Origin of the sequence: Mangrovihabitans endophyticus (assembly GCF_014646155.1) — a bacterium.
Taxonomy (GTDB): Bacteria; Actinomycetota; Actinomycetes; order Mycobacteriales; family Micromonosporaceae; genus Actinoplanes; species Actinoplanes endophyticus.
In genome coordinates this window covers 110753-136163 of sequence record NZ_BMMX01000010.1, presented here as the reverse complement: position 1 = coordinate 136163, position 25411 = coordinate 110753, and the positions used below count along the sequence as shown (strand labels likewise).

Below are 25411 nucleotides of genomic sequence, written 5' to 3'. Positions count from 1 at the left end.
GCATTCCCTTTCCGGCTCAATGTCGCTAACCTCCTACTTTTGAGTGCAGGTGCGGAGCCCCTTACCGTCCCTCGGCCCGTTGTCCGCTCCGTCCGGTCGCCCCGGATGACCGCGGATGCGGCCACCGTGCCTGACCCCGGCCGCACCAGGCTGTTAGAGTCCGTTCCCAGCTAGGGAAATCGGTCGTCCGGACCGATGCCCACCCCCGTCCGCCTGATCCGGCGGTAACCTCGCGCAGGAGGAAGAAGTTGCTCTCCGCCTTTACCAGTGCGTTCCGGACGCCTGACCTGCGCAAGAAGCTGTTGTTCACCGTGGCGATCATCGGTGTCTACCGCCTCGGCGCCACGTTGCCCAGCCCTGGCGTGTCCTACACCAACGTCCGCAACTGCCTGGAGGCGGTGCAGACCTCGGACGCCGGCGGCGGCGTGTTGAACATCCTGAATCTGTTCTCTGGCGGAGCGCTGCTCCAGCTCTCGGTGTTCGCGCTCGGCATCATGCCCTACATCACCGCGTCGATCATCCTGCAACTGCTCACCGTGGTGATTCCCCGCCTGGAGCAGTTGCGCAAGGAGGGCCAGTCCGGCCAGGCGAAGATCACCCAGTACACCCGGTACCTGACGCTGGGCCTGGCGATCCTGCAGTCCTCGGCGTTCGTCGCGCTGGCCCGCTCCGGTCAACTGTTCGCCGGGGCGTGCCCGCAGGACAACGCGAAGTTCCAGATCATTCCGGAGAACACCGGGCTGCCGATGTGGCTGACCCTCGCGGTGCTGGTGACCACCATGACCGCGGGCACCGGCGTGGTGATGTGGCTGGGCGAGCTGATCACCGACCGGGGCGTCGGCAACGGCATGTCCGTGCTGATCTTCACCTCGATCACCGCGCGGCTCCCCGGTGAGGGCTGGACGATCAAGGAGTCCAGCGGCGTCGCCAAGTTCCTGCTGGTGATCGCCTTGGTGCTGGTCATCATCTGCGCGGTGGTCTTCATCGAGCAGGCACAGCGCCGGATCCCGGTGCAGTACGCGAAGCGCATGATCGGCCGACGGATGTACGGCGGCACCTCGACCTACATCCCGCTCAAGGTCAACCAGTCCGGCGTGGTGCCGGTGATCTTCGCGTCGTCGCTGCTCTACCTGCCGAAGCTCTACCTGCAGTTCTTCGACCCGAACAACCTCAAGGGTTACCAGCAGTGGATCCAGAACAACCTGGCGAACCCCAGCCACTGGATCTATATCACGACGTACTTCTTCCTGATCATCTTCTTCACGTACTTCTACGTCTCGATCACGTTCAACCCGACCGAGGTCGCGGACAACATGAAGAAGTACGGTGGTTTCGTACCGGGTATCCGGCCCGGTAAGCCGACCGCCGACTACCTGGACTTCATCCTCAGCCGGATCACCCTTCCCGGAGCGCTCTACCTGGGTCTGATCTCGGTGCTGCCGAACTTCTTCTTCATCTGGCTGGACAATCAGCAGTACCAGAACTTCCCGTTCGGAGGCACCGCAGTGCTGATCATGGTGGGTGTGGGGCTGGAAACGGTGAAGCAGATCGAAAGCCAGTTGATGCAGCGAAACTACGAAGGGTTCCTCCGGTAGTGGCGACGCGGAGCCGGGGGGCTCACGCGTTTGGAAAGACTCGTTCTCACCGAAGCGAGGCGATGTAGGTGCGGCTTGTACTCGTGGGCCCTCCCGGGGCCGGCAAGGGGACCCAGGCTGAGTTCATCGCCGCCCATCTGGCCGTGCCGAAGATCTCGACCGGCGACATCTTCCGGGCCAACGTCTCGCAGGGCACGCCGCTGGGCGTGGAGGCGAAGCGCTACATGGATGCCGGGCAGCTCGTGCCCGACGAGGTCACCATCAACATGGTCCGGGACCGGCTCGCCGAGCCGGACGCCGGTGATGGCTTCCTGCTGGACGGCTTCCCGCGTACCGTCCCGCAGGCCTCGGCGCTGGACAAGCTGCTCGCCGACCTCGGCACCGCGCTCGACCTGGTGATGGAGCTGGTGGTCGACGACGACGAGGTCATCCGACGGCTGTCCGGGCGGCGGACGTGCCGCGGCTGCGGCAAGATCTGGCACGTCGAGTTCGATCCGACCAGCAAGGACAACATCTGCGACAGGTGTGGCTCCGAGTTGTTCCAGCGCGACGACGACAAGGCCGACACTATTGCCAACCGGCTGGTGGAGTACTCCGACAAGACCGCGCCGCTGGTCGACTTCTACGGCGCTCAGGGCAAGCTGGTCGGGATCGACGCGACCGGGCCGGTCGAGGACGTGACCGTACGGGCCATCGACGCCCTGCGGTCCTACGGAGGCTGACATGCGCCGCCAGCAGCCGGACATCCAGATGAAGACACCCGAACAGATCGAGCTGATGCGGGGCGCCGGCCTGGTGGTGGCCGCGGCGCTGCAGGCGATGCGCGAAGCGGTGGCTCCCGGCGTGTCGACGGCGGACCTCGACGCGGTCGCCGAGAAGGTGATCCGCGATGCCGGCGCCGTCCCGTCCTTCAAGGGCTACATGGGCTTCCCGGCCTCGATCTGCGCCTCGGTCAACGAGCAGGTGGTGCACGGCATCCCGGCGCCGGATCAGGTGCTGCGCGAGGGCGACTTGCTGTCTCTGGACTGCGGGGCGATCCTGCACGGCTGGCACGGCGACGCGGCCATCACGGTCGGGGTAGGCGAGGTCGATCCGTCGCTGCTCACCATGGCAGCGGTGGCGGAGGACGCGATGTGGGCGGGGATCGCCGCTGCGGCCCGTGGGGCGGCCGGCGGCCGCGGACGGCTCACCGACATCTCGTACAGCGTCGAGAAGACCGTCCGCAAGGCCGGGCGGTACGGCATCGTCGAGGGCTACGGCGGGCACGGCATCGGCACCGAGATGCACCAGGATCCGCACGTGCTCAACCACGGCAAGCCCGGTAAGGGGCCCCGGCTGGTGGCGGGCATGGCGCTGGCCATCGAGCCGATGATCACCAAGGGTTCCCCGCGGACGTTGGAGCTGGACGACGGTTGGACGGTCATCACGCGTGACCGTTCGATCGCGGCGCACGTCGAGCACACCATGGCGCTGCTGGACGACGGCGTGTGGGTGACCACGGCGCCGGACGGTGGACGGGCCCGGCTGGGCGACCTCGTCACCTCTCGTCAGAGTGCCGACGTGATCAATTGATCGACCGCCTCGGGCGCTGTCATGCTGTACGCCATGGGCCCGGAGGACATGCGTGTCGGTGATGGCGACCGTGAGGCGGCGGCGGAGCGGCTGAAGGCGGCGCTCGACGAGGGACGCCTGGATCTGCACGAGTACGACGAGCGGGTGCAGCAGGCGTACACCGCGAAGACGTACGGGGACCTCAACGGGCTGTTCGCCGATCTTCCCGGGCCGGCTCCGGCCGCGCACTCGCAGGTCCAGCCGCATCAGACGGGTGGTTCTCCGGAGTCGGCTGCGGCAGGCAAGGAGCCCGCCCGGGGATTGCCGGGCTGGGTGTCGAGCTACGCTGCCGTGTTCATCGTCTGCGTGATCATTTGGGGAATCACGAGCGCGAGCTCCGGCCAATGGCAGTACTTCTGGCCGGTCTGGATGCTCATCCCGCTGGTGTTCGGCATCGTGGGCGGATGGGGCGGGGGATCGGGGCGGTCTCGTCGGCGCCGTGATCGCTGACTGAAACGGATAAACAGCTACTTACCGGGCGCAACACGCCCGACTCCGGGTGCGGGGGACCTCGGTTTGGTGTCTCACTTTGTGCGCGCGTACACTGGCTAGTCGGCGCGCAGCGTCCACTCTTTCGTGTCCATCAGCGCTTCGGTGGACCAAGGAGCCGCGGCTGGTCCAGACCCCCTCAGGCCTGGGATGAACGCTGTCGCCTGCCCTACGAACCCAGTGTCAGGTAGCGGAGGACATGCCAAAGAAAGACGGAGCCATCGAGATCGAGGGCCGAGTGATCGAGCCCCTGCCGAACGCCATGTTCCGGGTGGAGCTTGCCAATGGGCACAAGGTCTTGGCTCACATCAGCGGCAAAATGCGGCAGCACTACATCCGCATCCTTCCCGAGGACCGGGTCGTCGTCGAACTCTCGCCGTACGACCTGACCCGCGGGCGGATCGTCTACCGCTACAAGTAACGGGTTCTGTCCGTCCGACCGAGAGTTAAGGCAAAACCGTGAAGGTCAAGCCGAGCGTCAAGCCGATCTGCAACAAGTGTCGGATCATCCGCCGGCACGGCCGGGTCATGGTCATCTGCTCCGACCCGCGCCACAAGCAGCGCCAGGGCTGAGTCCCTCCGGCGCTGTCGGATCGCACCAAGAGAACAAGCTCGTCCCAGCCGCGGCATCACTTCAGCGATGAATCGCGGCCCCACCCCCGGTCGGAGGCCGGGGCCCGCCCGGGCAGGCGGGGCGTGGACGGGCGCAGACCTCCGAAGGACAACGAGGAGCACGCCCGCCAATGGCACGACTCGTCGGCGTCGATCTTCCCCGCGAGAAGCGGATGGAGATCGCGCTCACCTACATCTTCGGTATCGGCCGGACACGTGCGGTCGAAGCACTGACCGCCACCGCGATCGATCTGAACAAGCGCGCCAAGGACCTCTCGGACGAGGAGCTGGTTCAGCTCCGCGACTACATCGAGGCCAACTTCAAGGTCGAGGGCGACCTGCGCCGCGAGGTCGCCGCGGACATCCGCCGCAAGGTCGAGATCGGCTGCTACGCCGGCATCCGTCACCGCCGCGGTCTCCCCGTTCGGGGACAGCGCACGCGGACCAACGCGCGCACCCGCAAGGGTCCGAAGCGCACGGTCGCAGGCAAGAAGAAGCCGGGTCGCAAGTAGTAGGTCTCCCACCGCAAATCTGGCTGATGCCCGCAGCGGGTTGGCCAGACTCGTCAGCATTCAGGAGCGCACAGGAATATGCCACCAAAGGCACGCGCTGGGGCCGCCGTCAAGAAGGTCCGGCGCAAGGAACGCAAGAACGTCGCCCACGGGCAGGCGCACATCAAGAGCACCTTCAACAACACCATCGTGTCGATCACGGATCCGACCGGCGCGGTGATCTCCTGGGCCTCGTCCGGCCAGGTGGGCTTCAAGGGCTCGCGTAAGTCGACCCCGTTCGCCGCGCAGTTGGCCGCCGAGGCCGCCGCCCGGCGCGCGATGGAGCACGGCATGCGCAAGGTCGACGTGTTCGTGAAGGGACCCGGCTCCGGCCGGGAGACCGCCATCCGTTCGCTGCAGGCCGCGGGCCTGGAGGTCGGGCAGATCTCCGACGTCACGCCGCAGCCGCACAACGGATGCCGTCCGCCGAAGCGTCGCCGGGTCTGAGGGGGAGAACGAATTCATGGCTCGTTACACAGGTGCGGACTGCAAGCGCTGCCGCCGCGAAAAGATGAAGCTGTTCCTCAAGGGCAGCAAGTGCGACGGTCCGAAGTGCCCGTTCGAGTCCCGGCCGTTCCCGCCCGGGCAGCACGGCCGTGGCCGGACCAAGGAGACCGAGTACCTGCTCCAGCACCGGGAGAAGCAGAAGGCCCGGCGCGCGTACGGCGTACTCGAGAAGCAGTTCCGTGGCTACTACGAGGAGGCTGTCACCAAGCCCGGCAAGACCGGTGAGGTGCTGCTGCAGATCCTCGAGTCGCGACTGGACAACGTCGTCTACCGGGCGGGCTTCGCCGCGTCCCGGGACATGGCCCGGCAACTGGTCAAGCACGGCCACCTGCTGGTCAACGGCATCAAGGTGGACATCCCGTCCTACCGGGTCAAGGAGCACGACATCGTGCAGGTCCGGGAGAAGTCCAAGCAGCTCACCCCGTTCGTGGTGGCGCAGGCGCAGGCCGGATCGCGTCCGGTGCCGGCGTGGCTGGAGCCCATCCCGAGCGACATGAAGATCCTGATCCACACGCTCCCGGCCCGGCAGGTCATCGACACGCAGGTCCAGGAGCAGCTCATCGTCGAGCTCTACTCCAAGTAGCGCTCGAAGGGGATGCCGGTCACGGCCGGCATCCCCGACACACTGCGGACGGCCATCAAATAGCGGGTGGCCCGACAGAAAGAAGAAACAGCGTGCTCATCAGCCAGCGTCCCAGCCTCTCGGAAGAGTCGCTCAGCGAGACCCGTTCCCGGTTCACCATCGAACCGCTGGAGCCGGGCTTCGGCTACACCCTGGGCAATTCGCTGCGCCGCACCCTGCTGTCGTCCATTCCGGGCGCGGCGGTGACCAGCATCAAGATCGACGGCGTGCTGCACGAGTTCACCACGATCCCCGGCGTCAAGGAGGACGTGGTCGAGCTGGTGATGAACGTCAAGGATCTCACCGTCAGTTCCGAGCACGACGAGCCGGTCAGCATGTACCTGCGTAAGCAGGGTCCCGGCGACGTCACCGCGGGCGACATCCAGCCGCCGGCCGGAGTCTCGGTGCACAACCCCGATCTGAAGCTGGCCACCCTGAACAGCAAGGGTCGGCTGGACATGGAGCTCACCGTCGAGCGCGGCCGTGGCTACGTGACCGCGGCGCAGAACAAGAACGCCGGCGCCGAGATCGGCCGCATCCCGGTCGACTCGATCTACTCGCCGGTGATGAAGGTGACGTACCGCGTCGAGGCCACCCGTGTCGAGCAGCGTACGGACTTCGACCGGCTGATCATCGACGTCGAGTCGAAGGCGTCCATCTCGCCGCGCACCGCGTTGGCCTCGGCCGGCTCGACCCTGGTCGAGCTGTTCGGGCTGTGCCGGGAACTGGACGAGACCGCCGAGGGCATCGACATCGGACCGTCTCCGCAGGACGCGCAACTGGCCGCCGACCTGGCCCTGCCGATCGAGGAGCTGGACCTCACCGTCCGCTCGTACAACTGCCTCAAGCGCGAGGGCATCAACACCGTCGGCGAGCTGATCGGGCGCACGGAGGCCGACCTTCTCGATATAAGGAACTTCGGTCAGAAGTCCATCGACGAGGTCAAGATGAAGCTCGCCGGAATGGGCCTGGGACTCAAGGACAGCGCGCCGTCCTTCGACCCGGCGCACGTCGTGGACTCGTTCGGCGACGTGGACTACGACACCGACGACTACCGCGAGACCGAGCAGCTCTAGTCGCCGGCGATCCCGGACGGAAACCTCACAAGGAGCATCAGAAATGCCCACGCCCACCAAGGGTCCCCGCCTCGGCGGCAGCCCGGCGCACGAGAAGCTGCTGCTGGCCAACCTGGCCACGGAGCTCTTCCGGCACGGGAAGATCAAGACCACCGAGGCGAAGGCCAAGCGCCTGCGCCCGCTGGCTGAGCAGCTCATCACGAAGGCCAAGCGCGGCGACCTGCACGCCCGTCGGCGCGTGTTGACCGTCGTCAAGGACAAGGACGTCGTGTACGCCCTGTTCGAGCAGATCGCTCCGCGTTACGGCAACCGTCCGGGTGGCTACACCCGGATCACCAAGACCGGCCCGCGCCGGGGCGACGCCGCCCCGATGGCGGTCATCGAGCTGGTCGAGGAGCTGCAGATCGCGGCGAGCACCGGGTCGGCGGCGGGCAAGTCCGCCCGCAAGGCCGCCGCTCAGCAGAACAAGGTGGAGGCGCTGTCCCGCGAGGACGAGGCCCCGGCCGCCGCCGCGACCGCGGACCAGGACGCCGAGGCTCCGGTGAGCGCGTCCGGTGACAAGGGTGCCGAGGGCCCCGGCGACCAGGCCGAGGGCGAAGACACCAGCAAGGCCTGAGCCGTTCGTCGGTTCGGTGGGCCCGGCACCCCTGGAGGGGCGCCGGGCCCTTGCCGTTGCCAGCAGAGCCAGAGACGGGACAGCTCGCCATGCAGGAGGACAGCACCGTGCAGGCCCGGCCCGAGACCCCGGAGGGTGGTGCCGCGCAACGCCTTCGGCTCGACGTGTCGTACGACGGCACGGCGTTCTCCGGATGGGCGGTGCAGCCCACGCGCCGTACGGTCGCCGGGGTGCTGACCGCCGCGTTGGAGACGCTCACCGGCGCCGGGGTGCCGCTGGGCATGACGGTCGCCGGCCGCACCGACGCGGGCGTGCACGCCACCGGCCAGGTGTGCCACGTCGACGTACCCGGCGCGACGTGGGCGGAACTGCGCGATTCGCTGCTGCGGCGGCTGGCCGCGTTGATGCCGGCGGATGCCCGCGTCCGCGCGGTGACGCCCGTCCCGCCGTCGTTTGACGCGCGCTTCTCCGCCACCTTCCGGCGGTACGAGTACCGCGTCGCGGACACCGGTTGGGGACCGGAACCGCTGCGTCGGCACGACACCCTCGGCTGGGTGCGTCCGCTGGATCTGGAACGCCTGCGCGCCGCCGCCGCGGGCTTGGTCGGCGAGCACGACTACGCCGCGTTCTGCAAGCGCAAGGAGAATGCCACCACCGTCCGGGCCATCTCCCGTCTGGACTGGCGGCGCGATCCGGACGGCGTCGCCGTGGCGGTCGTGCAGGCCGACGCGTTTTGCCAGGCCATGGTTCGCAGCCTGGTGGGTGCCATGCTGGCCGCGGGTGACGGTCGCCGGGAGGTGTCCTGGCCGGCGTCCCTGCTGCGCCTGCGGGAACGGTCCAGCGCGGTCACCGTGGCACCCGCGCACGGGCTGACCCTGGTGGCGGTCGGCTACCCGGAGGAGGCCGAGTACGCCCGTCGGGCGGACGCCACCCGCCGGTTGCGAGTGCCGGACGCGATCGCCTAGGCGCTCAGCACGCCGCCGCTCAGGTACCGCTCCAGCAGGTCCTCGGCGATGCGCTGCCCAGTGGGGTCGCTCGCCGCGATCGGACGGCCATCCCGCGGCGACACCACGCAATAGAGCAGGTAGCGGTCGGTCACCTGCCAGCCCACCTGGGACGGAAGCTCCGGCGCGGGGGACAGGCCCGTGCCGAGCGGCGCGAAATTGCCCTCGCCGCCTTCCACCAGGGATCGGATGCGATCACGGACGCGCGCGGCGCCGTCCGCGTCCGGCAGGGTGAAGACTCCCGCGGTGACTCGGAACCGATCGCCGTACGGCGGAATCATCCGGGCACGTACCACCTGGCTGCAGCGATCTTCGGCGAGGATGTCGCCGAGGCCTCCGGTGACTGCCATGCGGCACTCGGTGTCGACCTGGGTCAGCTCGATCCGATAGGTCGCCGCACCGACGCTGATCTGCGTGCCGGGGAAGACCGCCCGCGGGTCCAACGGGCCGTCGGCGGCGCGGTTGCCGTGGTGGTGCGTCGCCGCACCCGGGCCGGTGGACTGCCCGGCCCGCGCGTCGGCGCCGTCGTCCTGCATCAGCAGGACGCTCGCGGCGCAGATCGTGATGACGATGACGGCGGTCAGCATGTTCCCCAGGCAACGTGCGGTGCGGCGCGGATGGCGCTCGGCCCGGTACACCCGCGGCGACGGGGAGGTCCGCTGGGGGAGAGCCACCGCAGCCGGGTACGCGTTGTCCGCCGAGCGGCGATGCGGTCGGGTGGCCGGATCGGTAGTCCGCTGCCGGGGCACCCGGTGCCGCACGAGCTGGGCGAGCGCGCCGTCCGGTGCCGCGCGATGGGCGGAGCCGCGACGCGGGGCACCGCGATGGACGGCACCGCGTCGAAGGGCACCGCGTCGAAGGGCATGGGGCGCGGAACCGAGCTGCATGGCGACCACCGTAGGGCGAAGTGGCAGATGGTGAACGCACACCATGTGCGGCACCCCGGAGACGGTCGATCGTTTATCCGCGGCAGAATTTATGGGTGACCGCCGACCATTATTTCAGCGCCGAACCGGCCGCCCCGGCCCGCCCGGTCGAGGTGGAGTTCCATGCCGCCGGTAAGGACTATGCGCTCGCCGCCGCCTCCGGAGTGTTCTCCGCCGGGCGGCTCGATCCGGGTACCGCGGTGCTGCTGCGCAAGGGCGACCTTCCCACGGCGGCGACCGGCGGCGCCGTGCTCGACCTGGGCTGCGGATACGGTCCGATCGCCTGCGTGCTGGCCTCCGAGGCGCCGCAGGCGACCGTGTACGCCGTGGACGTGAACGCACGGGCCCGCGACCTGACTCGGACCAACGCGGAGGCGCTCGGGCTGCGGATCCACGTCGGCGCCCCGGAGGAGGTGCCGGAGGACGTCGCGTTCGAGCAGATCTGGAGCAACCCGCCCACCCACGTCGGCAAGGCGGAGCTGCACGCGATGCTGGAACGGTGGCTTCCCCGGCTGCGGTCGGACGGCGTCGCGTGGCTGGTGATCAACCGTCACCTCGGCGGCGATTCGCTGCATGCCTGGCTGGTCTCGCTCGGCTGGCAGGTCGCCCGGGTGGCCAGCCAGAAGGGCTACCGTGTGCTGCGGGTGAGCGGAAAAACAGACTGACCGTTCCGGGTCCCGGCGGGCAGGATGACCGGGTGGGTTACGTGGATGTCGCCGGGGTGCGGCACGTGCTGCCGGACGGGCGTGAATTGTTCGCCGACGTCTCCTTCCGGGTCGGCGAGGGCGCCAAGGTCGCGCTGGTCGGCCCGAACGGCGCGGGTAAGACGACGTTGCTGCGGATGGTGGCGGGCGACCTCCCGGTCGCCGTGGGTGCGATCGCGCGCTCCGGCGGGCTCGGCGTGATGCGCCAGTTCATCGGCATGATCGGCGACGGCCGTACGCTCGGCGACCTGGCTCTGTCGTTGGTGGAGCCGGCGCTGCGTGAGGCCGGCTCGGCGCTCGCCAAGGCCGCCGCCGCGCTGGACGACGCGGAGAAGTCCCAGATCCGCTACGCCCATGCACTGGCCCGGTGGGGCGAGTGCGGCGGGTACGACGCGGAGGTGCTGTTCGACACGGTCGCCGTGGCGATCCTCGGCAAGGCGTGGGATGAGGTGCGGGACCGCCCGGTGCGGACGCTTTCCGGCGGGCAGCAGAAGCGCTTCGCGCTCGATCTGTTGCTGCGGGGCAGCGACGAGGTGCTGTTGCTCGACGAGCCGGACAACTTCCTCGACGTGCCCGGCAAGCGTTGGCTGGAGGCCCGGCTGCGCGACTCGGACAAGTCGGTGCTCTACGTCTCGCACGACCGGGAGCTGCTGGCCCAGACGGCCGATCGGGTGGTCGCCGTGGAGGGCGGCAGCGCCTGGACGCATCCGGGCGGGTTCGCGTCCTGGCACGAGGCGCGGGCGTCCCGGCACGAGCGGCTGGAGGAGAACCGGCGTCGCTGGGATGAGGAGCGTCAGAAGCTGCGCGAGCAGATGCTGATGTACAAGCAGAAGTCCGCGTACAACTCGGACATGGCCTCGCGCTATCAGTCGGCGCAGACCAAGCTGCGCAAGTTCACCGAGGCCGGTCCGCCGCCGCTGCCACCGCGGGAACAGACCCTGCGGATGCATCTGCGCGGTGGCCGTACCGGCAAGCGGGCGGTGATCTGCAGCAGCCTGGAGCTCGACGATCTGACGTTCCCCTTCGACCTGGAAGTCTGGTACGGGGATCGGGTCGCCGTGCTCGGCGCCAACGGCACCGGCAAGTCGCACTTCCTGCGGCTGCTCGCGGCGGGTGGCTCGGCGCCGGAGGCGGAGAACCGGCCGGTGACCGGCGGCCCGCTCGCTCCGGTGGCGCACACCGGCTCGGCCCGGCTGGGCGCCCGGGTGCGGCCCGGTCATTTCTCCCAGACCCACGACCGTCCGGAGTTGGTGGACCGGACGTTGGTGGAGATTCTCTGGCGTGGTGACGACCATCGGGACGGCCGGGACCGGGCGCTCGCGATGCGCGCCCTCAACCGCTATCAGCTCGCCGGGCAGGGTGACCAGCGGTTCGGCACGTTGTCCGGCGGTCAGCAGGCACGCTTTCTGGTGCTGTTGCTGGAGCTGTCCGGCGCGACGGTGCTGCTGCTGGACGAACCGACGGACAACTTGGACCTGGCGTCGGCCGAGGCGTTGGAGGAGGGCCTGGGCAAGTTCGAGGGAACGGTGATTGCGGTCACGCATGATCGGTGGTTCACCCGCGCTTTCGACCGCTTCGTGGTCTTCCAGGGCGACGGCGAGGTGATCGAAACACCCGCACCGGTGTGGGACGTGCGCTGAGGTCTTTACGCAGCGGCCAGTTCGAGTTACGTTCCGTTTTGGAAACAACCCCACGGGAGTCCGGCGAACCGGGCTGAGAGGGGGGCTGATGCGGCCCCCGACCGTCGAACCTGATCCGGGTCATGCCGGCGCAGGGAGGAGCATGTTGTGGACCGAACGTTCCCGTGCCTGCACGTGATCACCGGCCATCGTCCCGAGGAGACGGTCCGCGCCGTGGTCGCCGTCGCGGCCCGGCTCGGCGCCACCGACCGGCTCGCCGTGCAGGTGCGCGTCGACGACGACATGTGTGACCGGGAAGCCTTCGAGCTCACCTCCCGCATCCTCGGCCGGTGCCGCCCGCAGGGCGTGCTCTGCCTGGTCAACGACCGGCTCGATGTGGCGCTGGCGGCCGGTGCGGACGGCGCGCACGTGGGTGCCGAGGATCTGCCGGTGGCGGCGGCGCGGCGAGTGCTCGGACCGGCCGCGGTGCTCGGCGCCACCTGTCGCACCCCCGCCGCGGCCCGAGCGGCGCGCGACTGCGGCGCGACCTATGTGGGCGTCGGACCGGCGTACGCGACCGCCACCAAGACGGGCCTGCCGGACCCGATCGGTCCGGACGGGGTGGCCGCCGTGGTGCGGGCGGTGCCGGACATGCCGGTGGTGGCCATCGGCGGCGTCACCGTCGAGCGATTGCCCGAACTCGTCGGCTGCGGCGTCGCGGTGATCGGGGCGCTGCGTGCCGATCCGGACGGGGCGGCACAACGGTTCCTCACTGCCCTGTCCCGGCCGCTGAGCAGGATCGCATGAACGTCTCGATCATCGGCGGTGGAATCATCGGCCTGTCCGTCGCGTGGCGCCTGATCGACCGGGGAGCCCGGGTGACCGTGCACGATCCCGGCGGTGTGGACGGGGCCTGGCACGTCGCCGCGGGCATGCTCGCTCCGGGCCGGGAGAGTGGCTTCGAGGATCCGGCGCTGATCACCCTGCTGGACGAGTCGGCCCGCCGGTGGCCGGACTTCGCCGGACGGCTCGGCACCGATGTCGGCTTCGACACGTCGGGCACCCTGGGCGTCGCGCTGACCGCGGACGACGCCGCCGAGGCGGGGCGGTTCTGGCCGGCCGAACGGCTCGGCCCGACCGCGCTGCGGGAGCGCGAACCGGCGCTGTCCCCGCGCCTGCGGGCGGGTGTCCATCTGCCCGCCGACCGGCAGGTGGATCCCCGGCGCGTGGTCGCCGCGCTGCGCGCTCGGCTGCGTGGCCACCTGGTGCCGGAATGCGTCGGCAAGGCGACCGATCTGGACGCCGACGTGGTCGTGGTGGCAGCCGGGTGCGGCACGGCGGACCTGACCGGGCTGCCGGTGCGGCCGGTCAAGGGACAGTTGCTGCGCCTGCGTGGCGAGCCCGGCCTGCTGCGGCACGTGATCGACGGGGCGGCCGACGGCCGGCACGTCTATCTGGTGCCCCGCGCGGACGGCGAGGTCGTGGTGGGCGCCACCCAGGAAGAACTCGGGGACCGGACGGTCACCGCGGGTGGGGTGCTCGACCTGCTCCGCGCGGCAGTCGATCTGGTGCCCGCGCTCGCCGACTTCGCCCTCGCCGAGACCACGGCCGGCCACCGACCCGGCACGCCGGACAACATGCCGCTGCTGGGGACGCTTCCGCGGTACGCGCGGGGTGGCGCCGCGGGACCGCGGATCGTGGTGGCCGCGGGGCACCACCGCAACGGGATCCTGCTCGCCCCGATCACCGCCGACCTGATCGCCGACCTGGTGCTGACCGGGCGAGCCGACCCGTCACTCGCCCCCTTCGATCCCGGGAGGTTCGAGTGCGATTGACCGTGAACGGCGCGAGCCGGGAGATCCCCGAGGACTGCCGGGTCGCCGACCTGGTGGCCACCCTCACCGAGGCGCGTCGCGGCGTGGCGGTGGCGGTCAACGGCGAAGTGGTGCCCCGCTCCGCATGGGCGGCGGCGGGCCTGCGCGACGGCGACCGGGTGGAAGTGCTCACCGCGGCGCAAGGAGGATGAGATGTTCAAGGATTCCCGGCTGATCCTGGGCACCGGAGGGGCGACCAGCCTGGCGTCGCTGGAGGCGGCGATCGTGGCCTCCGGCACCGATCTCGTCACGGTCGCGCTGCGCCGCGTCGACGCGGCCGGTCCGGGGCTGTTGCCGATGCTGTCCCGCCTCGGTGTGCGCCTGCTGCCGAACACGGCGGGCTGCTACACCGCCGCGGATGCGGTCAAGACCGCGCGGATGGCGCGCGAGGCGTTCGAGACCGATCTGCTGAAACTGGAGGTGATCGGCGACGACCGCACCCTGCTGCCGGACGGCCTGGAACTGCTGCGGGCGGCCGAGACATTGGTGGCGGACGGCTTCACCGTGCTGCCGTACACGAGCGACGATCCGGTTCTGGCCACCCGGCTGGCCGGAGTGGGCTGCGCCGCGGTGATGCCGGCCGGCTCGCCGATCGGCTCTGGCCTGGGCATCTCGAACCCGCATCACATCCGACTGATCCGCCAGGCGGTGGACGTGCCGGTGGTGCTCGACGCGGGCATCGGTACCGCCTCCGACGCCGCGCTCGCCATGGAATTGGGCTGCGACGCGGTGCTGGTGGCCAGCGCGGTGACCCGGGCCGCCGATCCGGCGCGGATGGCCACCGCCATGCGGCACGCGGTGCAGGCGGGCATGCTCGCCGCCTCGGCCGGCCGGATACCGCGCCGCTTCCACGCGCTCGCGTCCACCGCGGACGAGGGGGCGGCCCAGTGGTGACCCCGTCCGGGCCAGTGGTGACCCCGTCCGGCCTGGTGGTGCTGACCGATCGCACGCTGTCGGTGCGGCCGTTGCCGGAGACCGTCGCGGCGGCCGTGCGCGGCGGCGCGGAGTGGGTGCTGCTGCGCGAGCGCGACCTGCCGCCCTCCCGGCGCACCGCGCTGGCGGCGGCGTTGCGTGCCGTGCTGCCGCCGGGCCGGCTGATCGTTGCCGGGCCGGACCCGTTGGGCGGGAACGCCGTGCACCTCGCCGAGCGAGACCGGTCCCCGGCGGAGTCGGGCGAACGCCCGGCCCTGGTCGGACGGTCGTGTCACGCGCCCGCCCCGGGAGCCGAGGGCGGGACATCTCACTCCGATGTGGACTATGTGACGGTGTCGCCGGTCTATCCGACGACCACCAAACCGGGGTACGGGCCGGCGCTGACCCCGGCCGGGGCGGCAGCCATCGCCGGTGATCGCCGATGGCTGGCACTGGGCGGGATCGACACCGCCGACCGCGCTCGGGCGTGTGCGGATGCCGGCGCGGCGGGAATCGCGGTGCTCGGCGCGGTGATGCGGGCGTCCGATCCGGAGCGCGTCGCCGGGGCGTTGTCCGCGGCGTTCGCCGACGCCCGTGCCCGTACCGGCGTGCGGAGCGGCCGGTGACGCCGACGGTGGTGCTGACCGTCGCCGGGTCGGACTCCGGCGGCGGCGCCGGGATCCAGGCGGATCTCAAGACGTTCGCGGCGCTCGGCGCGTACGGCGTCTCGGTGCTGACCGCGATCACCGCGCAGAACACCCGCGGCGTACGGGCCGTGCATGTGGTCCCGGCCGCGATGGTGGCCGCGCAGCTCGACGCGGTCCTGGACGACATGCGGGTGCGCGCGGTGAAGGTGGGCATGGTGCCCGACCCGGACGTGGCCGCGGTCATCGCCGAGCGGGCGCATCGGATGCCGGTTGTGGTCGTGGATCCGGTGATGGTGGCGACATCCGGCAGCCGGCTCGCCGACGTTGCCGCGGTCCGGCCGCTGATCGCGTGCGCGCAGGTGCTGACACCGAACCGGCACGAGGCGGCGGCGCTGCTGGACCGGCGGGTGGACACGGTGGACGAGATGGCCGCGGCGGCTGCGGCGCTGGCCGACGCCAGCGGTGGCGCGGTGGTGGTCACCGGCAGCGAACTGGCGGTGGACGTGCTGCATCACCGGGGCGAGACCTTGCATCTGCGAGGCGTTCCGCTGGACACGGCGAACAACCACGGCTCCGGCTGCACCTTCTCCTCGGCGATCGCGGCCCGGCTGGCGGGCGGGTGCGGCGTGCCGGACGCGGTGCTGAGCGCGAAGCAGTACGTCGCGCGGGCGCTGCTCGGCGGCAGCTCCTGGCAGATCGGCGGCGGCCCGGGACCGCTGAACCACTTCCCGTGACGACTTCCTGCGAACGACGAGGCCAGACCGTGAATCCCACCGACCAGGGGAGGACAGATGAGGCGCAAGGTGTACGTGGAAGGCGAACGCCCGGACATCCGGGTGCCGTTCACCGAGGTGGTGTTGAGCGGCGGCCACGAGCCGGTGCGGTTGTACGACACGTCCGGGCCGGGCAGCGATCCGGAGGTGGGACTGCCGCCGCTACGCCGGCCGTGGCGCCGCGCGGGTACCCAGTTGGCCGCCGCACGGACCGGTGAGATCACCCCGGAGATGGAGTTCGTCGCGATCCGCGAGGGCGTGGCGCCGCAGCTCGTACGGGACGAGATCGCGGCCGGGCGGGCGGTGCTGCCGGCGAACGTCAACCATCCGGAATCCGAGCCGATGGTGATCGGGTCGCGGTTCCTGGTGAAGGTGAACGCCAACATCGGCACGTCGGCGGTCACCTCGTCGGTGGCCGCGGAGGTGGACAAGCTCACCTGGGCGACGCGGTGGGGCGCGGACACCGTGATGGACCTGTCGACCGGCCCGGACATCCACCGAACCCGGGAGGCGATCCTGCGCAACGCCGCGGTGCCGATCGGCACCGTGCCGATCTATCAGGCGCTGGAGAAGGTGGGTGGCGATCCGGTGAAGCTGTCCTGGGAGGTGTTCCGGGACACCGTGATCGAGCAAGCCGAACAGGGCGTGGACTACATGACCGTGCATGCGGGCGTGCTCCTGCCGTACGTTCCGCTGGCGGTCGGCCGGGTGACCGGCATCGTCTCGCGGGGCGGCTCCATCATGGCGGCCTGGTGCCTGGCGCATCACGAGGAGAACTTCCTCTACACCCATTTCGCGGAGCTGTGCGCGATCCTGGCTCGCTACGACGTCACGTTCTCGCTGGGTGACGGATTGCGGCCGGGCAGCATCGCGGACGCCAACGACGAGGCGCAGTTCGCCGAGCTGCGAACGCTCGGCGAGCTGACCAAGATCGCCTGGGCGCACGATGTGCAGGTGATGATCGAGGGGCCCGGTCACGTGCCGATGCACAAGATCAAAGAGAACGTGGACCTCCAACAGGAGGTGTGCGACGGTGCGCCGTTCTACACGCTCGGCCCGCTGACCACGGACGTCGCTCCGGCGTACGACCACATCACCTCGGCGATCGGTGCGGCGATGATCGGCATGTTCGGCACCGCGATGCTCTGCTACGTGACGCCCAAGGAGCACCTGGGGCTGCCGGACCGCGACGACGTCAAGGCGGGTGTCATCGCGTACAAGATCGCCGCGCATGCGGCCGATCTGGCGAAGGGCCATCCGGGCGCGCAGGCGTGGGACGACGCGTTGTCCCGGGCGCGCTTCGACTTCCGCTGGGAGGACCAGTTCGAGCTGGCCCTCGACCCGGACACTGCACGGGCGTACCACGACGAGACGCTGCCCGCCGAGCCGGCGAAGAAGGCGCACTTCTGCTCCATGTGCGGGCCGAAGTTCTGCTCCATGAAGATCACGCAGGAACTGAAGGAGTACGCGGATCGGGGCATGCGGGACAAGAGCGAGCAGTTCCTGGCATCCGGCGCGGAGTTGTACGTGCGGCCGTCCTGAGTGAGAGGAGGCGGGGCCCGTCCCGGCGGGCCCCGCCACCGCTCAGAGCTTGTAGAAGTTCGCGTAGTGATCCGGGGTGAACCAGGTCTCCTTGGTGGAGCGGTTGACCACGATCCGGTAGGCATCGCGCGCGGCGCCCTTGCTGCGCGGGTAGACGTCGTACTCGTTGTAGGAGGCGCCGGCCGGCAACTGACCCTCGCGGTTCTGGAACGTTCCGCCGGTGTAGTTGTACTGTCCGTACGGCCAGCTATACCAGCCGGAGCTGAGCGGCCAGCCGAGCTGGCTCCACCCGGAGCGCGCGGTGCGCGCCGCCGAGCACCGTGACTGGGTGCAACTGGAATAGACGGAGGCCTCCGCCGCGGCGGTGTGCTCCGGGGCCAGCACCGCGGGCGCGACAAGGGCGGTGCCGCCCAGCGCGATCACGGCGGCGAGGCTGGTGAGCAGGCGGCGAACGCGGGACGGGGAGCGAGCCGGCCGGTTCGAAATCATGTTCGGACTCCGATGCCTTCGACGATGACCCGGCGCTTGCGGGCCTGCGCCCATCCTCATCGCCGGTGCGGCGCCGGGGAACATCCCCGATCGATCATTCCATCGACGTTTGCCAATGCTTCACAGTGCGGTCCGGCGGACCGGAATCAGGGCCGGTCGGCCCCGGCGGCGGATCCGTCCGGCCGCCCGGACGAGCCGAGGCCGTTCACCCAGTCCACGAACTCGTCGTCGTGGCGCTTGCGGCCGAAACGCCCGCGCCGCTTCGGTTCCTCCTGTGCGGCCGACGGCTCGGGCGCCGTTGCCAGCGGCGCGGTCTGGTCGCCGAGCGCCACCCCACCGGCCGCCTCGGGCGGGCCGGCCGGGCGACCGCCGCGGCTGGTCGGCCATTCCCCGGTGCGTCCGCGGAACGCATCCGCCATGGTGGAGCGCCGACTCGCGGCGGCACGCTCCGGGCGTACGCCGGTGGTTGCCTCCGTGCCGTCGGGCCTCGCGGGTTTGCGGTCGGGCCTGGCGGCCTCGCGGTCGGGCCTGGCGGCCTCGCGCGGCGGTGACGCTTTCGGTGGGGTTTCGTGTCGCTCCGGCTCGGCGGTCGGCGCCGGGGAGGGGGCCTTCGGTGCGTCGTCGGAAGGTGCCGAGGCGGGCGTCGCGGGCCGCTGTGGTCCGGGTTGCTGTGGTCCGGGTTGCTGCGGCGGGCCTGCCGCAGCGCTCGGTTGCTCGGCGGTGGGCTCGTCGTCCACATCCGCCTCGTCGTGGTCCCCGCGACGGAGCACCGCCGCCAGCACCGACCCCAGCACGCCGGCGCCCGCGGCGGTCATCGCCGCCCAGTACGGCACCACCTGATAGCGGTGCGCGCCGGTGCCGGGGCCGGCGATCAGGTAGGCCAGGGTGAGCAACGCCGGGCCGGGCAGCCCGGCCAGGGCGACGCTCAGCATCGGGAACTCCCGCCGCCGGGCGGCCCAGCCCAGGGCCGCGCCGAGCAGCAGCGCCACCGCGGGCATGGTGAACAGCGCGGTCCGCTGGGTGACCGCCGGGGCGAGGAAGCCGGCGTCGAACACGCCGAGCCGTGCAGAGGGGAGCGGATCGCGCACGCCCAGGCTGGGCGCCACCGAGACCACCGCCAGCACCCACACCGCGGCACCCATCGCGGTGCAACTCCAGCGCGCCACCGTGCGGGTCACCGAGGCGAATCCGGCGGCGATGCCGACCACCGCGCCGAGCGCGGCACACAGGCCGATGACGAAGACCGGATGCACGCCGATGACCTGGGCGGTGCGGGCGGGCTGCATGGTGAGCGGCACGGTCACGGCCGCACCCACCCCGGCAGCCACCGCCAGGGCGAGGACCGCGCCGGTGCCCGGGGTGGTCGAACGGGACGCCCCGGTGGATGCCTCGCCGGCCGCGTCCGGGTCCGCCTCCGATCGCTCGGGGTTGCTCCGGCGGCTCCACAGCGTCAGCAGTCGCGCACCGCTCAGCGCGCCGACGACGCCGGAGGTCGTCGCGATCCAGGCGACCCAGGAGAGCTGCGCCACCCACTGGTCGCGCTCCTGGACGTCGAGGACCCGGGTGAGGCGCAGGATGCCCAAGCCGTACGCGACTCCGAGCTGGCTCGCCGCGGCCAGTGCGCCGACACCGAGCGTCGCGGCCAGGAGCTTGGCCCAGGTCCGAAATGTCATGCCGGGCACGTTACGGAATTACCGGTGGGCAAGGCCAGTCCTGACCGTCGTTCTTAAGGCGGCCCAAAAGCCGACGGCACAGGGGTGTTGTGGTCCGGACACGGGCTGTCACCCTGGCCCGTGTCCGGCACCGTGTCACCGCTCAGCCGCCGGCGATCCGCCAGCGCCCGCTGCGCGCGACGAGCAAGGTCAGGGCCTGGGGCATCAAGCCGGAGTGGTTGTCCGGGGTGAGCCGGATGGCTCCGGTCAGGCCATCCATCTGCGACGTCTCGATCAGGTCACGAATGCGATCGCGGTCGTTGCCGACCCGGGCGGCGGCGTTCGCGATGAGATCGACGGCATCCGCCGCAAACGCGGCGACCCCGGAGTAGCTGCCGTACCGCGAGGTGTAGTCGCGGAACCACTGCTTGCGCGCGGCCTTCGCCGGGGTGGTCGCGATGACGTCGTCGATCGCCAGGATCTGGGTGAAGACCATGATCGCGTTGTTGGTGGCATCCGCGGCGTCCTCGGGTACGAACAGGTCCGCGGCTGCCTCGGCATCGAAGTAGACCTTGCCCTTGTAATCGTCCGCCTTCGCGCTGATCGCCGCGAGCGTCGCCTGGTCCGAGCCGGTCAGCACGATCAGGGCCTGCGGCTCGCTGTCGGTCAGCGTGCCCACCGCCTGCGTGATGTCGGTGGCGTTCGGCTTGACCATGGTGGAGGTCTTCAGCTTCACGCCGGCCTTGTCGAGCTCGGACCGTACGGACGAGAAGGCGTCGTGGCCGTAGAGATCGTCGGTATAGAGCACCGCGGCGCTGGCGGTCTTGGTCCGAGTCAGCTCGTTGACCATGGTGGCGGCGCTGTCCGGTGCGTTCGGACCGAGCTTGAACAGGTACCGCCGCTCGGCCACCGGATTACTCACCTCGGAGGCCGCGGCCAGCGCGATGGTCGGGATGTGCTTGTCGTTGATCGTCTTGGCGGCGCCGGCGGCGCACTCGCCGCAGGCGCCGGTGATCACGCCGACCACGTTCGGGTCGTCGGCGAAGGTGCTGATGTTGCGCAACGATGTGGTGCTGTCCGAGCGATTCTCCTGGATGCGCAGCACGAGCCGACGATTGCCGAGCTGCCCCGAGGCGTTGATCTGCTCGACGCGTAGCTGCAGGGCGCGGGCGTAGGAGTTGTCCACCGACGACCCGGACGCCAAGTCGGCGCCGATGACGAGTTCGGTGGCCTCGGCCGCATCGTCGGAGGTGCAGCCCGCCAGGGTGGCGGAGATGAGCGTCGACGCGGCGAGCGACGCCGTGATGCGGCGGGTGAACCTCACGGTGAGTGTCTCCTCATGGCGCTACGGTGTCCGTCGTGGACCCCGCGAACACGGACAAGGTGTCCGTTCGATCGCGGCAAACCTTGCCAACGTGAAGGTCCCCGGTCAAGCTGCGCCTGTCGATGGCGGCGAGACGCACTTCCCACATAGTGGTTGGAATCTTCCGGCGAAAGTGTGACCAAGGAAACACGCACGGTTGCCAAGGTCATATTCGCGCACGTCAAAGCGGCGAGCTGTCGATTGTCGATGCGAACAGGGGATTGTGCCGCGTGGAATCATGACCTTCGCGGAGGATCCCAGGCTTCCCAAAGCTATGTGAGTTCTGATGAAATCGCGGCCGTGCCGCGTGTGGCACGTGCTTCGCCGCACGTACCTTGGCCGGGCCGCCGACGCCCTACGCGCGAAGAAATGCGGGGATGGACACCGAGGAGACACTTTGAGCACCGGATCTTCGACGCCGATCGGCATTGCGTCGCCGGGCAGGCAGCGACGCGGCCTTCCGCGCCTGCGAGATGCCCGGATCCGGTCCAAACTGGGCCTGATCCTTCTGGTGCCGTTGTTGGCCGTGCTGGCGCTCGCGGGCGTACGGCTGGTGGACATCGGCGGGCGGGCGGTCGCCGCCGGGCAGGTCGAGGATCTCACTCGCCTCGCCACGCGGCTGTCCCAGGTGACGCAGGCCATGCAGGACGAGCGCATGAGCGCGGCCGCGTTCCTCGCGACGCCGGCCGGTTCGGATGCCGACAAGCCGGCCGCGTCCGCCTACACCGCGGCCGTGGACGCGACGGACCGACGCATCCAGGAGTACAACCAGGATCGCCGCGATCTGGCGGATCCGCCGGACTCGGTGGCGGATCGGTTGAACCGGATCGACGACCACCTCAAGACGCTGGACGCCACTCGAACGCAGGTCAGCAACCGGAACGAGATCACCGTCACCGAGGCGGTCCTTCGCTACGGCGTGGTGATCACCGACCTGGTCGGCTACGTGGACTCGGTGGGCCAGTTCGCCGGTGAGGGGACCGTGGCCGACGGACTGCGGGCCCTCGCCGCGTTCACCCGAGCCAAGGCCGGCACCTCCGACCAGGAGGCCACCGCGTACGCGGCCCGGGCGGTGGGGGACACCAGCGATGAGGCGCTGTCGGCGTTCATCGCCACCCAGACCAGCCAGCAGGAGGCACTGCTCGCCTTCTCCCTGGTGGCCAGCCCGGCGCAGCAGGAACTCGTGGACAGCACGGTGACCGGTGACGCGGTCAACCTGGCCGACGACGTGTCGACCCGGTTCGCCCGCGCGGAGCCGGTGCCCCCGTCCGACGTCAGGCAGTCCCTGGGCGCCGTGGTGGACCTGATGCGCTGGGCAGAGCAACGGCTCGAGTCGCGCATCGTCGACCTCGCGGCGGACGACACCGCGTCGGCCAGCCGGCAGGCCGCACTCGAGTCGGTTGCCGTTCTGATCGTGCTCATTCTCGCCATCGCGCTGGCGGTCGTGCTGGCCCGGTCGCTCAACCTTTCGCTGCGGCGGCTGCGGGAGGGCGCGCTCTCCGTGGCCAACCGCGACCTTCCCGATGCCGTGGCGCGGCTACGCGATGCCCGCAACCTCGGTGACGGCGGTGCCGAGGACATCGTCCGGCAGGTGCGTGACCCGATCCGGTTGGAGAACCGCGACGAGGTCGGTCAGGTGGCCCAGGCCTTCAACGTGGTCCACCGGGAGGCCGTCCGCATCGCCGCCGAGCAGGCCGCGCTGCGGACCAGCGTCTCGGCGATGTTCCTCAACCTGGCCCGGCGCTCGCAGAACCTGGTCGACCGGATGATCGGTGAGCTGGACCAGATCGAGCGCGGGGAAGAAGACCCCAAGCGCCTCGCCCAGTTGTTCGAGCTGGACCACCTGGCCACCCGGATGCGCCGCAACGACGAGAACCTGCTGGTGCTCGCCGGGGCCGACTCCAGCGCCCCACGTCGCGAGGACGCGCTGCTGATCGACGCCTTGCGCGCGGCGCAGTCCGAGGTGGAGCTCTACAACCGCATCGAGTTCGGGGCCATCGACACCGACCTCTCCATCACCGCCGCGGCGGTGAACGACGTGGTCCGGCTGATCGCGGAGCTCCTGGACAACGCCACCCGCTTCTCCCCGCCCAACACCACCGTGGTGGCGGACGCGCGTCGCGTCCGAGACTACGTCGTCGTACAGGTGGAGGACCGGGGACTGGGCATGTCCGCGGAGCAGATGAGCACGCTCAACCGGCGGCTGAGCGAGCCGCCGAGCGTCGACGTGGCCGCGTTCCGGCTGATGGGTCTGGCCGTGGTCGGCCGGCTGGCCAGCCGCTACGGCATCCGGATCGAGCTGCGCGCCAACATGGACGGCGGCACGATCGCTCACGTCATGCTGCCCGCGTCCATCGTGATCGTCCCCGGTCAGCCGATCGACCCGCCGCGCACCAGCCGCACGCCCCAGTTGGACAGCGGCCCATCGTCCTGGGACAGCCAAGGAGGATCCCGCGGCGGCGTGGCGACCCTGCCGGCGATCGCTCCGGAGCCGTGGGGCCAGCAGAACCCGGAACTCCCGCAGCACCCGGCACTGCCGGCGATGCCGTCGCAGCGTCCGGTGTCGCCGAGCTTCGCGCCCACCGCCGACCGTCCGCCGCTGCCGACGCGTACCGCGCAGCCGGTTGCCCAGTCGCCCGCGTCCGCTCCGCCGGCGTCCGCCCCACCCGCCTCGGCGCCGCCCGCGTCCGCACCCCCGTCACCGGCGTACGCCCGTGGCGGGCAGGCCGCGCCCGACCGGACGGCATTCGGCGGGATGGCCCCGGAGTCGGCGGTGCCCCCGCCGACCGCGCTCGGATCGCCCACGGTGGCCTATCCCACCGTCCGGCCCTCCGCCTCGCCGGATCTCCAGGTGGCGGTCGGTTTCATCACTCCGGACGGGCGAAAGGTTCCGCCCCCGCCGGTGCCGGCCAGCCCTCACCCGAACGGTTGGGGTGCCGCGCTCGCGTCGATGCCGACGCCGCCACCGCCTCCCGCGCGCGCGCCGGCCGAGGATCGGTCCGAAGCGCCGATCTTCCTGCAGATGCAGCAGAGTTGGTTCCGCGGCAGGGACGGACAGGACCCCGACGATTGGGGCATGCCGACCGCGGGGTACGCGCCGCCACCGACCCCGTCCGGCACGGCCTCGCCCGCGGCCGACGCATCCGCGTCTGCGGCGCCCGCCGCCGCGGGGTCGTCGGCGAACCGGTCCGGGGTCACCCGGTCCACCGGCTCGCCCAATGCGGCACCGGCATCCGCACAGCCGGGTGGAGCAGGCCCGGCGACCGGAGGCGCACCGAACACCGGCGGCGGGTCCACCGGGCGACCCCTGCCCCGCCGGGAACCGGCCGCGCCCGGTACGGAGCCGATGCGCGAACGCTCACCTGGCGCGAGCGAACAGGCATCCGAAGGTGCCTCGTCGGTGGGCAACGTGCACAATGGATCTCGGTCGGCAACGGCCGGCGCGTCGGCGACAGCCGGCACCGAGAACGGTGGTTCGCCGAGCGTCCCCCGCCAGCGCGATGCGGGAACGGAAGCGTGGCGGACCGCCGCCGACGAAGGATGGCAGCGGGCGATGGCAGCGGCGCAACCTCAGGACGCCGGCACCACCCGCTCCGGGTTGCCCAAGCGGGTGCCGCAGGCCCAGCTCGTCCCCGGTGGAGTTCAGACCGGCCAGCGCAACCAGAACCGTCGCAGCCCCGACGAGGTACGAGGCCTCCTCTCTGCGTACCACCGAGGTGTGCAACGCGGGCGTACTGCCGGCAGCGCGGAAAACGAAACCGCGTCGGCAGGCGCCCCTGCTCCGAAGGAGAACGACTAGTGACCAGGCCCCCCACCATGCAGGACATGGGCTGGCTGCTCAGTAATTTCGCCGACAGCGTCGCCGGCATCGCACACGTCGTCGCGGTCTCCGCGGACGGCCTGTTGCTGGCGTCCTCCCGCGATCTGCCCCCGGATCGTGCCGACCAGCTCGCGGCGATCACCTCCGGCGTGGTCAGCCTGACCGACGGCGCGTCGCGCATGTTCAGCGCCGGTGAGGTGCAGCAGACCATCATCGAGATGGAGAGCGGCTATCTGTTCCTGATGTCCATCAGCGACGGCTCCTCGATGGCGGTCCTGGCCGCACGGAGCTGCGACGTCGGTCAGGTCGGCTACGAGATGGCCCTGCTCGTGGAGCGGGTGGGTGCCGCATTGGTGCCCGCGCCCCGCGAGACCGTCGGGCATCAGGTCTGACGCGCCCGAGAGAAG

27 protein-coding genes and 1 riboswitch are annotated in these 25411 nt (G+C 70.5%); of the genes, 23 read left to right on the top strand and 4 right to left on the bottom strand.

The features are described from left to right. The first annotated feature begins 248 nt into the window (after positions 1–248). The 12 genes from secY to truA all read left to right on the top strand — a co-directional run bounded on the left by secY (position 249) and on the right by truA (position 8644). Entirely contained in the window at positions 249–1595 is a 1347-nt protein-coding gene (gene secY, locus IEY73_RS14150; RefSeq protein WP_189079655.1) for a preprotein translocase subunit SecY, read from the top strand. Positions 1596–1663: 68 nt separating this feature from the next. Next, positions 1664–2317, top strand: a complete 654-nt coding sequence (locus tag IEY73_RS14145) for an adenylate kinase (protein WP_189079654.1) — start codon at positions 1664–1666, stop codon at positions 2315–2317. Between the two features lies 1 nt (position 2318). After that, positions 2319–3167 carry a type I methionyl aminopeptidase gene (map, locus tag IEY73_RS14140; protein ID WP_189079653.1) on the top strand — a complete coding sequence of 283 codons (849 nt, stop codon included), beginning with the start codon at positions 2319–2321 and terminating at the stop codon, positions 3165–3167. Between the two features lie 21 nt (positions 3168–3188). After that, positions 3189–3656, top strand: a complete 468-nt coding sequence (locus tag IEY73_RS14135) for a DUF1707 SHOCT-like domain-containing protein (protein WP_229715824.1) — start codon at positions 3189–3191, stop codon at positions 3654–3656. A gap of 238 nt (positions 3657–3894) precedes the next feature. Then, the gene (infA, locus tag IEY73_RS14130) at positions 3895–4116 is read left to right on the top strand and encodes a translation initiation factor IF-1 (protein WP_007073013.1); all 222 of its coding nucleotides are present in this window, start codon (positions 3895–3897) and stop codon (positions 4114–4116) included. Positions 4117–4154: 38 nt separating this feature from the next. Continuing rightward, positions 4155–4268: a 50S ribosomal protein L36 gene (gene rpmJ, locus IEY73_RS14125; protein WP_189079652.1), complete on the top strand. Its 114-nt coding sequence runs from the start codon at positions 4155–4157 to the stop codon at positions 4266–4268. Between the two features lie 170 nt (positions 4269–4438). Continuing rightward, positions 4439–4819, top strand: a complete 381-nt coding sequence (rpsM, locus tag IEY73_RS14120; protein WP_189079651.1) for a 30S ribosomal protein S13 — start codon at positions 4439–4441, stop codon at positions 4817–4819. 78 nt (positions 4820–4897) lie between these two features. Then, complete coding sequence (gene rpsK / locus IEY73_RS14115) at positions 4898–5305, top strand: 30S ribosomal protein S11 (RefSeq protein ID WP_014440747.1); 408 nt, start codon at positions 4898–4900, stop codon at positions 5303–5305. A gap of 16 nt (positions 5306–5321) precedes the next feature. Next, the gene (gene rpsD, locus IEY73_RS14110) at positions 5322–5948 is read left to right on the top strand and encodes a 30S ribosomal protein S4 (RefSeq protein ID WP_189079650.1); all 627 of its coding nucleotides are present in this window, start codon (positions 5322–5324) and stop codon (positions 5946–5948) included. A gap of 92 nt (positions 5949–6040) precedes the next feature. Further along, positions 6041–7063 (top strand): DNA-directed RNA polymerase subunit alpha, encoded by a 1023-nt coding sequence (locus IEY73_RS14105; RefSeq protein WP_189079649.1) that lies wholly within the window; start codon positions 6041–6043, stop codon positions 7061–7063. 43 nt (positions 7064–7106) lie between these two features. Next, complete coding sequence (rplQ, locus tag IEY73_RS14100) at positions 7107–7679, top strand: 50S ribosomal protein L17 (protein ID WP_189079648.1); 573 nt, start codon at positions 7107–7109, stop codon at positions 7677–7679. A gap of 89 nt (positions 7680–7768) precedes the next feature. Beyond that, positions 7769–8644 (top strand): tRNA pseudouridine(38-40) synthase TruA, encoded by an 876-nt coding sequence (gene truA / locus IEY73_RS14095; protein ID WP_189079647.1) that lies wholly within the window; start codon positions 7769–7771, stop codon positions 8642–8644. Here the strand turns inward: truA and IEY73_RS14090 are convergent. Next, on the bottom strand, positions 8641–9570 hold the full coding sequence (locus IEY73_RS14090) for a hypothetical protein (RefSeq protein ID WP_189079646.1): 930 nt from the start codon (positions 9568–9570) through the stop codon (positions 8641–8643). The two genes, truA and IEY73_RS14090, sit on opposite strands and share 4 nt — an antisense overlap. 95 nt (positions 9571–9665) lie before the next feature. On the opposite strand from IEY73_RS14090, the gene IEY73_RS14085 reads away from it, so the two are divergent. The 9 genes from IEY73_RS14085 to thiC all read left to right on the top strand — a co-directional run bounded on the left by IEY73_RS14085 (position 9666) and on the right by thiC (position 17680). Next, complete coding sequence (locus IEY73_RS14085) at positions 9666–10274, top strand: class I SAM-dependent methyltransferase (protein ID WP_189079645.1); 609 nt, start codon at positions 9666–9668, stop codon at positions 10272–10274. A gap of 32 nt (positions 10275–10306) precedes the next feature. After that, positions 10307–11953, top strand: a complete 1647-nt coding sequence (locus IEY73_RS14080) for an ABC-F family ATP-binding cassette domain-containing protein (RefSeq protein WP_189079644.1) — start codon at positions 10307–10309, stop codon at positions 11951–11953. A gap of 42 nt (positions 11954–11995) precedes the next feature. Then, positions 11996–12107: riboswitch (TPP riboswitch) on the top strand. Beyond that, positions 12101–12739, top strand: a complete 639-nt coding sequence (locus tag IEY73_RS14075) for a thiamine phosphate synthase (RefSeq protein ID WP_268240447.1) — start codon at positions 12101–12103, stop codon at positions 12737–12739. It overlaps the preceding riboswitch by 7 nt. Continuing rightward, positions 12736–13767 carry a glycine oxidase ThiO gene (gene thiO, locus IEY73_RS14070; protein ID WP_189079643.1) on the top strand — a complete coding sequence of 344 codons (1032 nt, stop codon included), beginning with the start codon at positions 12736–12738 and terminating at the stop codon, positions 13765–13767. Before IEY73_RS14075 ends, thiO begins: the two co-directional genes overlap by 4 nt. Further along, complete coding sequence (thiS, locus tag IEY73_RS14065) at positions 13758–13958, top strand: sulfur carrier protein ThiS (protein WP_189079642.1); 201 nt, start codon at positions 13758–13760, stop codon at positions 13956–13958. Before thiO ends, thiS begins: the two co-directional genes overlap by 10 nt. A 1-nt stretch (position 13959) precedes the next feature. Continuing rightward, entirely contained in the window at positions 13960–14700 is a 741-nt protein-coding gene (locus tag IEY73_RS14060; RefSeq protein WP_189079641.1) for a thiazole synthase, read from the top strand. A gap of 14 nt (positions 14701–14714) precedes the next feature. After that, on the top strand, positions 14715–15344 hold the full coding sequence (locus tag IEY73_RS14055) for a thiamine phosphate synthase (RefSeq protein WP_189079707.1): 630 nt from the start codon (positions 14715–14717) through the stop codon (positions 15342–15344). Beyond that, complete coding sequence (gene thiD / locus IEY73_RS14050; protein ID WP_189079640.1) at positions 15341–16099, top strand: bifunctional hydroxymethylpyrimidine kinase/phosphomethylpyrimidine kinase; 759 nt, start codon at positions 15341–15343, stop codon at positions 16097–16099. Before IEY73_RS14055 ends, thiD begins: the two co-directional genes overlap by 4 nt. A gap of 57 nt (positions 16100–16156) precedes the next feature. Next, entirely contained in the window at positions 16157–17680 is a 1524-nt protein-coding gene (thiC, locus tag IEY73_RS14045; RefSeq protein ID WP_189079639.1) for a phosphomethylpyrimidine synthase ThiC, read from the top strand. 42 nt (positions 17681–17722) lie between these two features. Here the strand turns inward: thiC and IEY73_RS14040 are convergent, their stop codons facing one another. The 3 genes from IEY73_RS14040 to IEY73_RS14030 form a co-directional block, all read right to left on the bottom strand. After that, positions 17723–18169 (bottom strand): ribonuclease domain-containing protein, encoded by a 447-nt coding sequence (locus tag IEY73_RS14040; protein ID WP_189079638.1) that lies wholly within the window; start codon positions 18167–18169, stop codon positions 17723–17725. Positions 18170–18315: 146 nt separating this feature from the next. Further along, complete coding sequence (locus tag IEY73_RS14035) at positions 18316–19842, bottom strand: hypothetical protein (protein ID WP_189079637.1); 1527 nt, start codon at positions 19840–19842, stop codon at positions 18316–18318. Between the two features lie 142 nt (positions 19843–19984). Further along, complete coding sequence (locus IEY73_RS14030) at positions 19985–21145, bottom strand: ABC transporter substrate-binding protein (RefSeq protein ID WP_189079636.1); 1161 nt, start codon at positions 21143–21145, stop codon at positions 19985–19987. Between the two features lie 436 nt (positions 21146–21581). On the opposite strand from IEY73_RS14030, the gene IEY73_RS14025 reads away from it, so the two are divergent. Further along, complete coding sequence (locus tag IEY73_RS14025; protein ID WP_229715823.1) at positions 21582–24983, top strand: sensor histidine kinase; 3402 nt, start codon at positions 21582–21584, stop codon at positions 24981–24983. Continuing rightward, on the top strand, positions 24983–25396 hold the full coding sequence (locus IEY73_RS14020) for a roadblock/LC7 domain-containing protein (RefSeq protein ID WP_189079634.1): 414 nt from the start codon (positions 24983–24985) through the stop codon (positions 25394–25396). The genes IEY73_RS14025 and IEY73_RS14020 overlap by 1 nt, the downstream gene beginning before the upstream one ends. The last annotated feature ends 15 nt before the right edge of the window (positions 25397–25411 follow it).

Coding starts and splice junctions, on each gene's coding strand:
- map (WP_189079653.1), top strand. CDS start 2,319: ATGCGCCGCCAGCAGCCGGACATCCAGATGAAGACACCCGAACAGATC.
- IEY73_RS14060 (WP_189079641.1), top strand. CDS start 13,960: ATGTTCAAGGATTCCCGGCTGATCCTGGGCACCGGAGGGGCGACCAGC.
- IEY73_RS14035 (WP_189079637.1), bottom strand. CDS start 19,842: ATGACATTTCGGACCTGGGCCAAGCTCCTGGCCGCGACGCTCGGTGTC.
- IEY73_RS14040 (WP_189079638.1), bottom strand. CDS start 18,169: ATGATTTCGAACCGGCCGGCTCGCTCCCCGTCCCGCGTTCGCCGCCTG.
- thiO (WP_189079643.1), top strand. CDS start 12,736: ATGAACGTCTCGATCATCGGCGGTGGAATCATCGGCCTGTCCGTCGCG.
- rpsK (WP_014440747.1), top strand. CDS start 4,898: ATGCCACCAAAGGCACGCGCTGGGGCCGCCGTCAAGAAGGTCCGGCGC.
- rpsM (WP_189079651.1), top strand. CDS start 4,439: ATGGCACGACTCGTCGGCGTCGATCTTCCCCGCGAGAAGCGGATGGAG.
- rplQ (WP_189079648.1), top strand. CDS start 7,107: ATGCCCACGCCCACCAAGGGTCCCCGCCTCGGCGGCAGCCCGGCGCAC.
- rpsD (WP_189079650.1), top strand. CDS start 5,322: ATGGCTCGTTACACAGGTGCGGACTGCAAGCGCTGCCGCCGCGAAAAG.
- thiC (WP_189079639.1), top strand. CDS start 16,157: ATGAGGCGCAAGGTGTACGTGGAAGGCGAACGCCCGGACATCCGGGTG.
- IEY73_RS14135 (WP_229715824.1), top strand. CDS start 3,189: ATGCTGTACGCCATGGGCCCGGAGGACATGCGTGTCGGTGATGGCGAC.
- IEY73_RS14090 (WP_189079646.1), bottom strand. CDS start 9,570: ATGCAGCTCGGTTCCGCGCCCCATGCCCTTCGACGCGGTGCCCTTCGA.
- truA (WP_189079647.1), top strand. CDS start 7,769: ATGCAGGAGGACAGCACCGTGCAGGCCCGGCCCGAGACCCCGGAGGGT.
- infA (WP_007073013.1), top strand. CDS start 3,895: ATGCCAAAGAAAGACGGAGCCATCGAGATCGAGGGCCGAGTGATCGAG.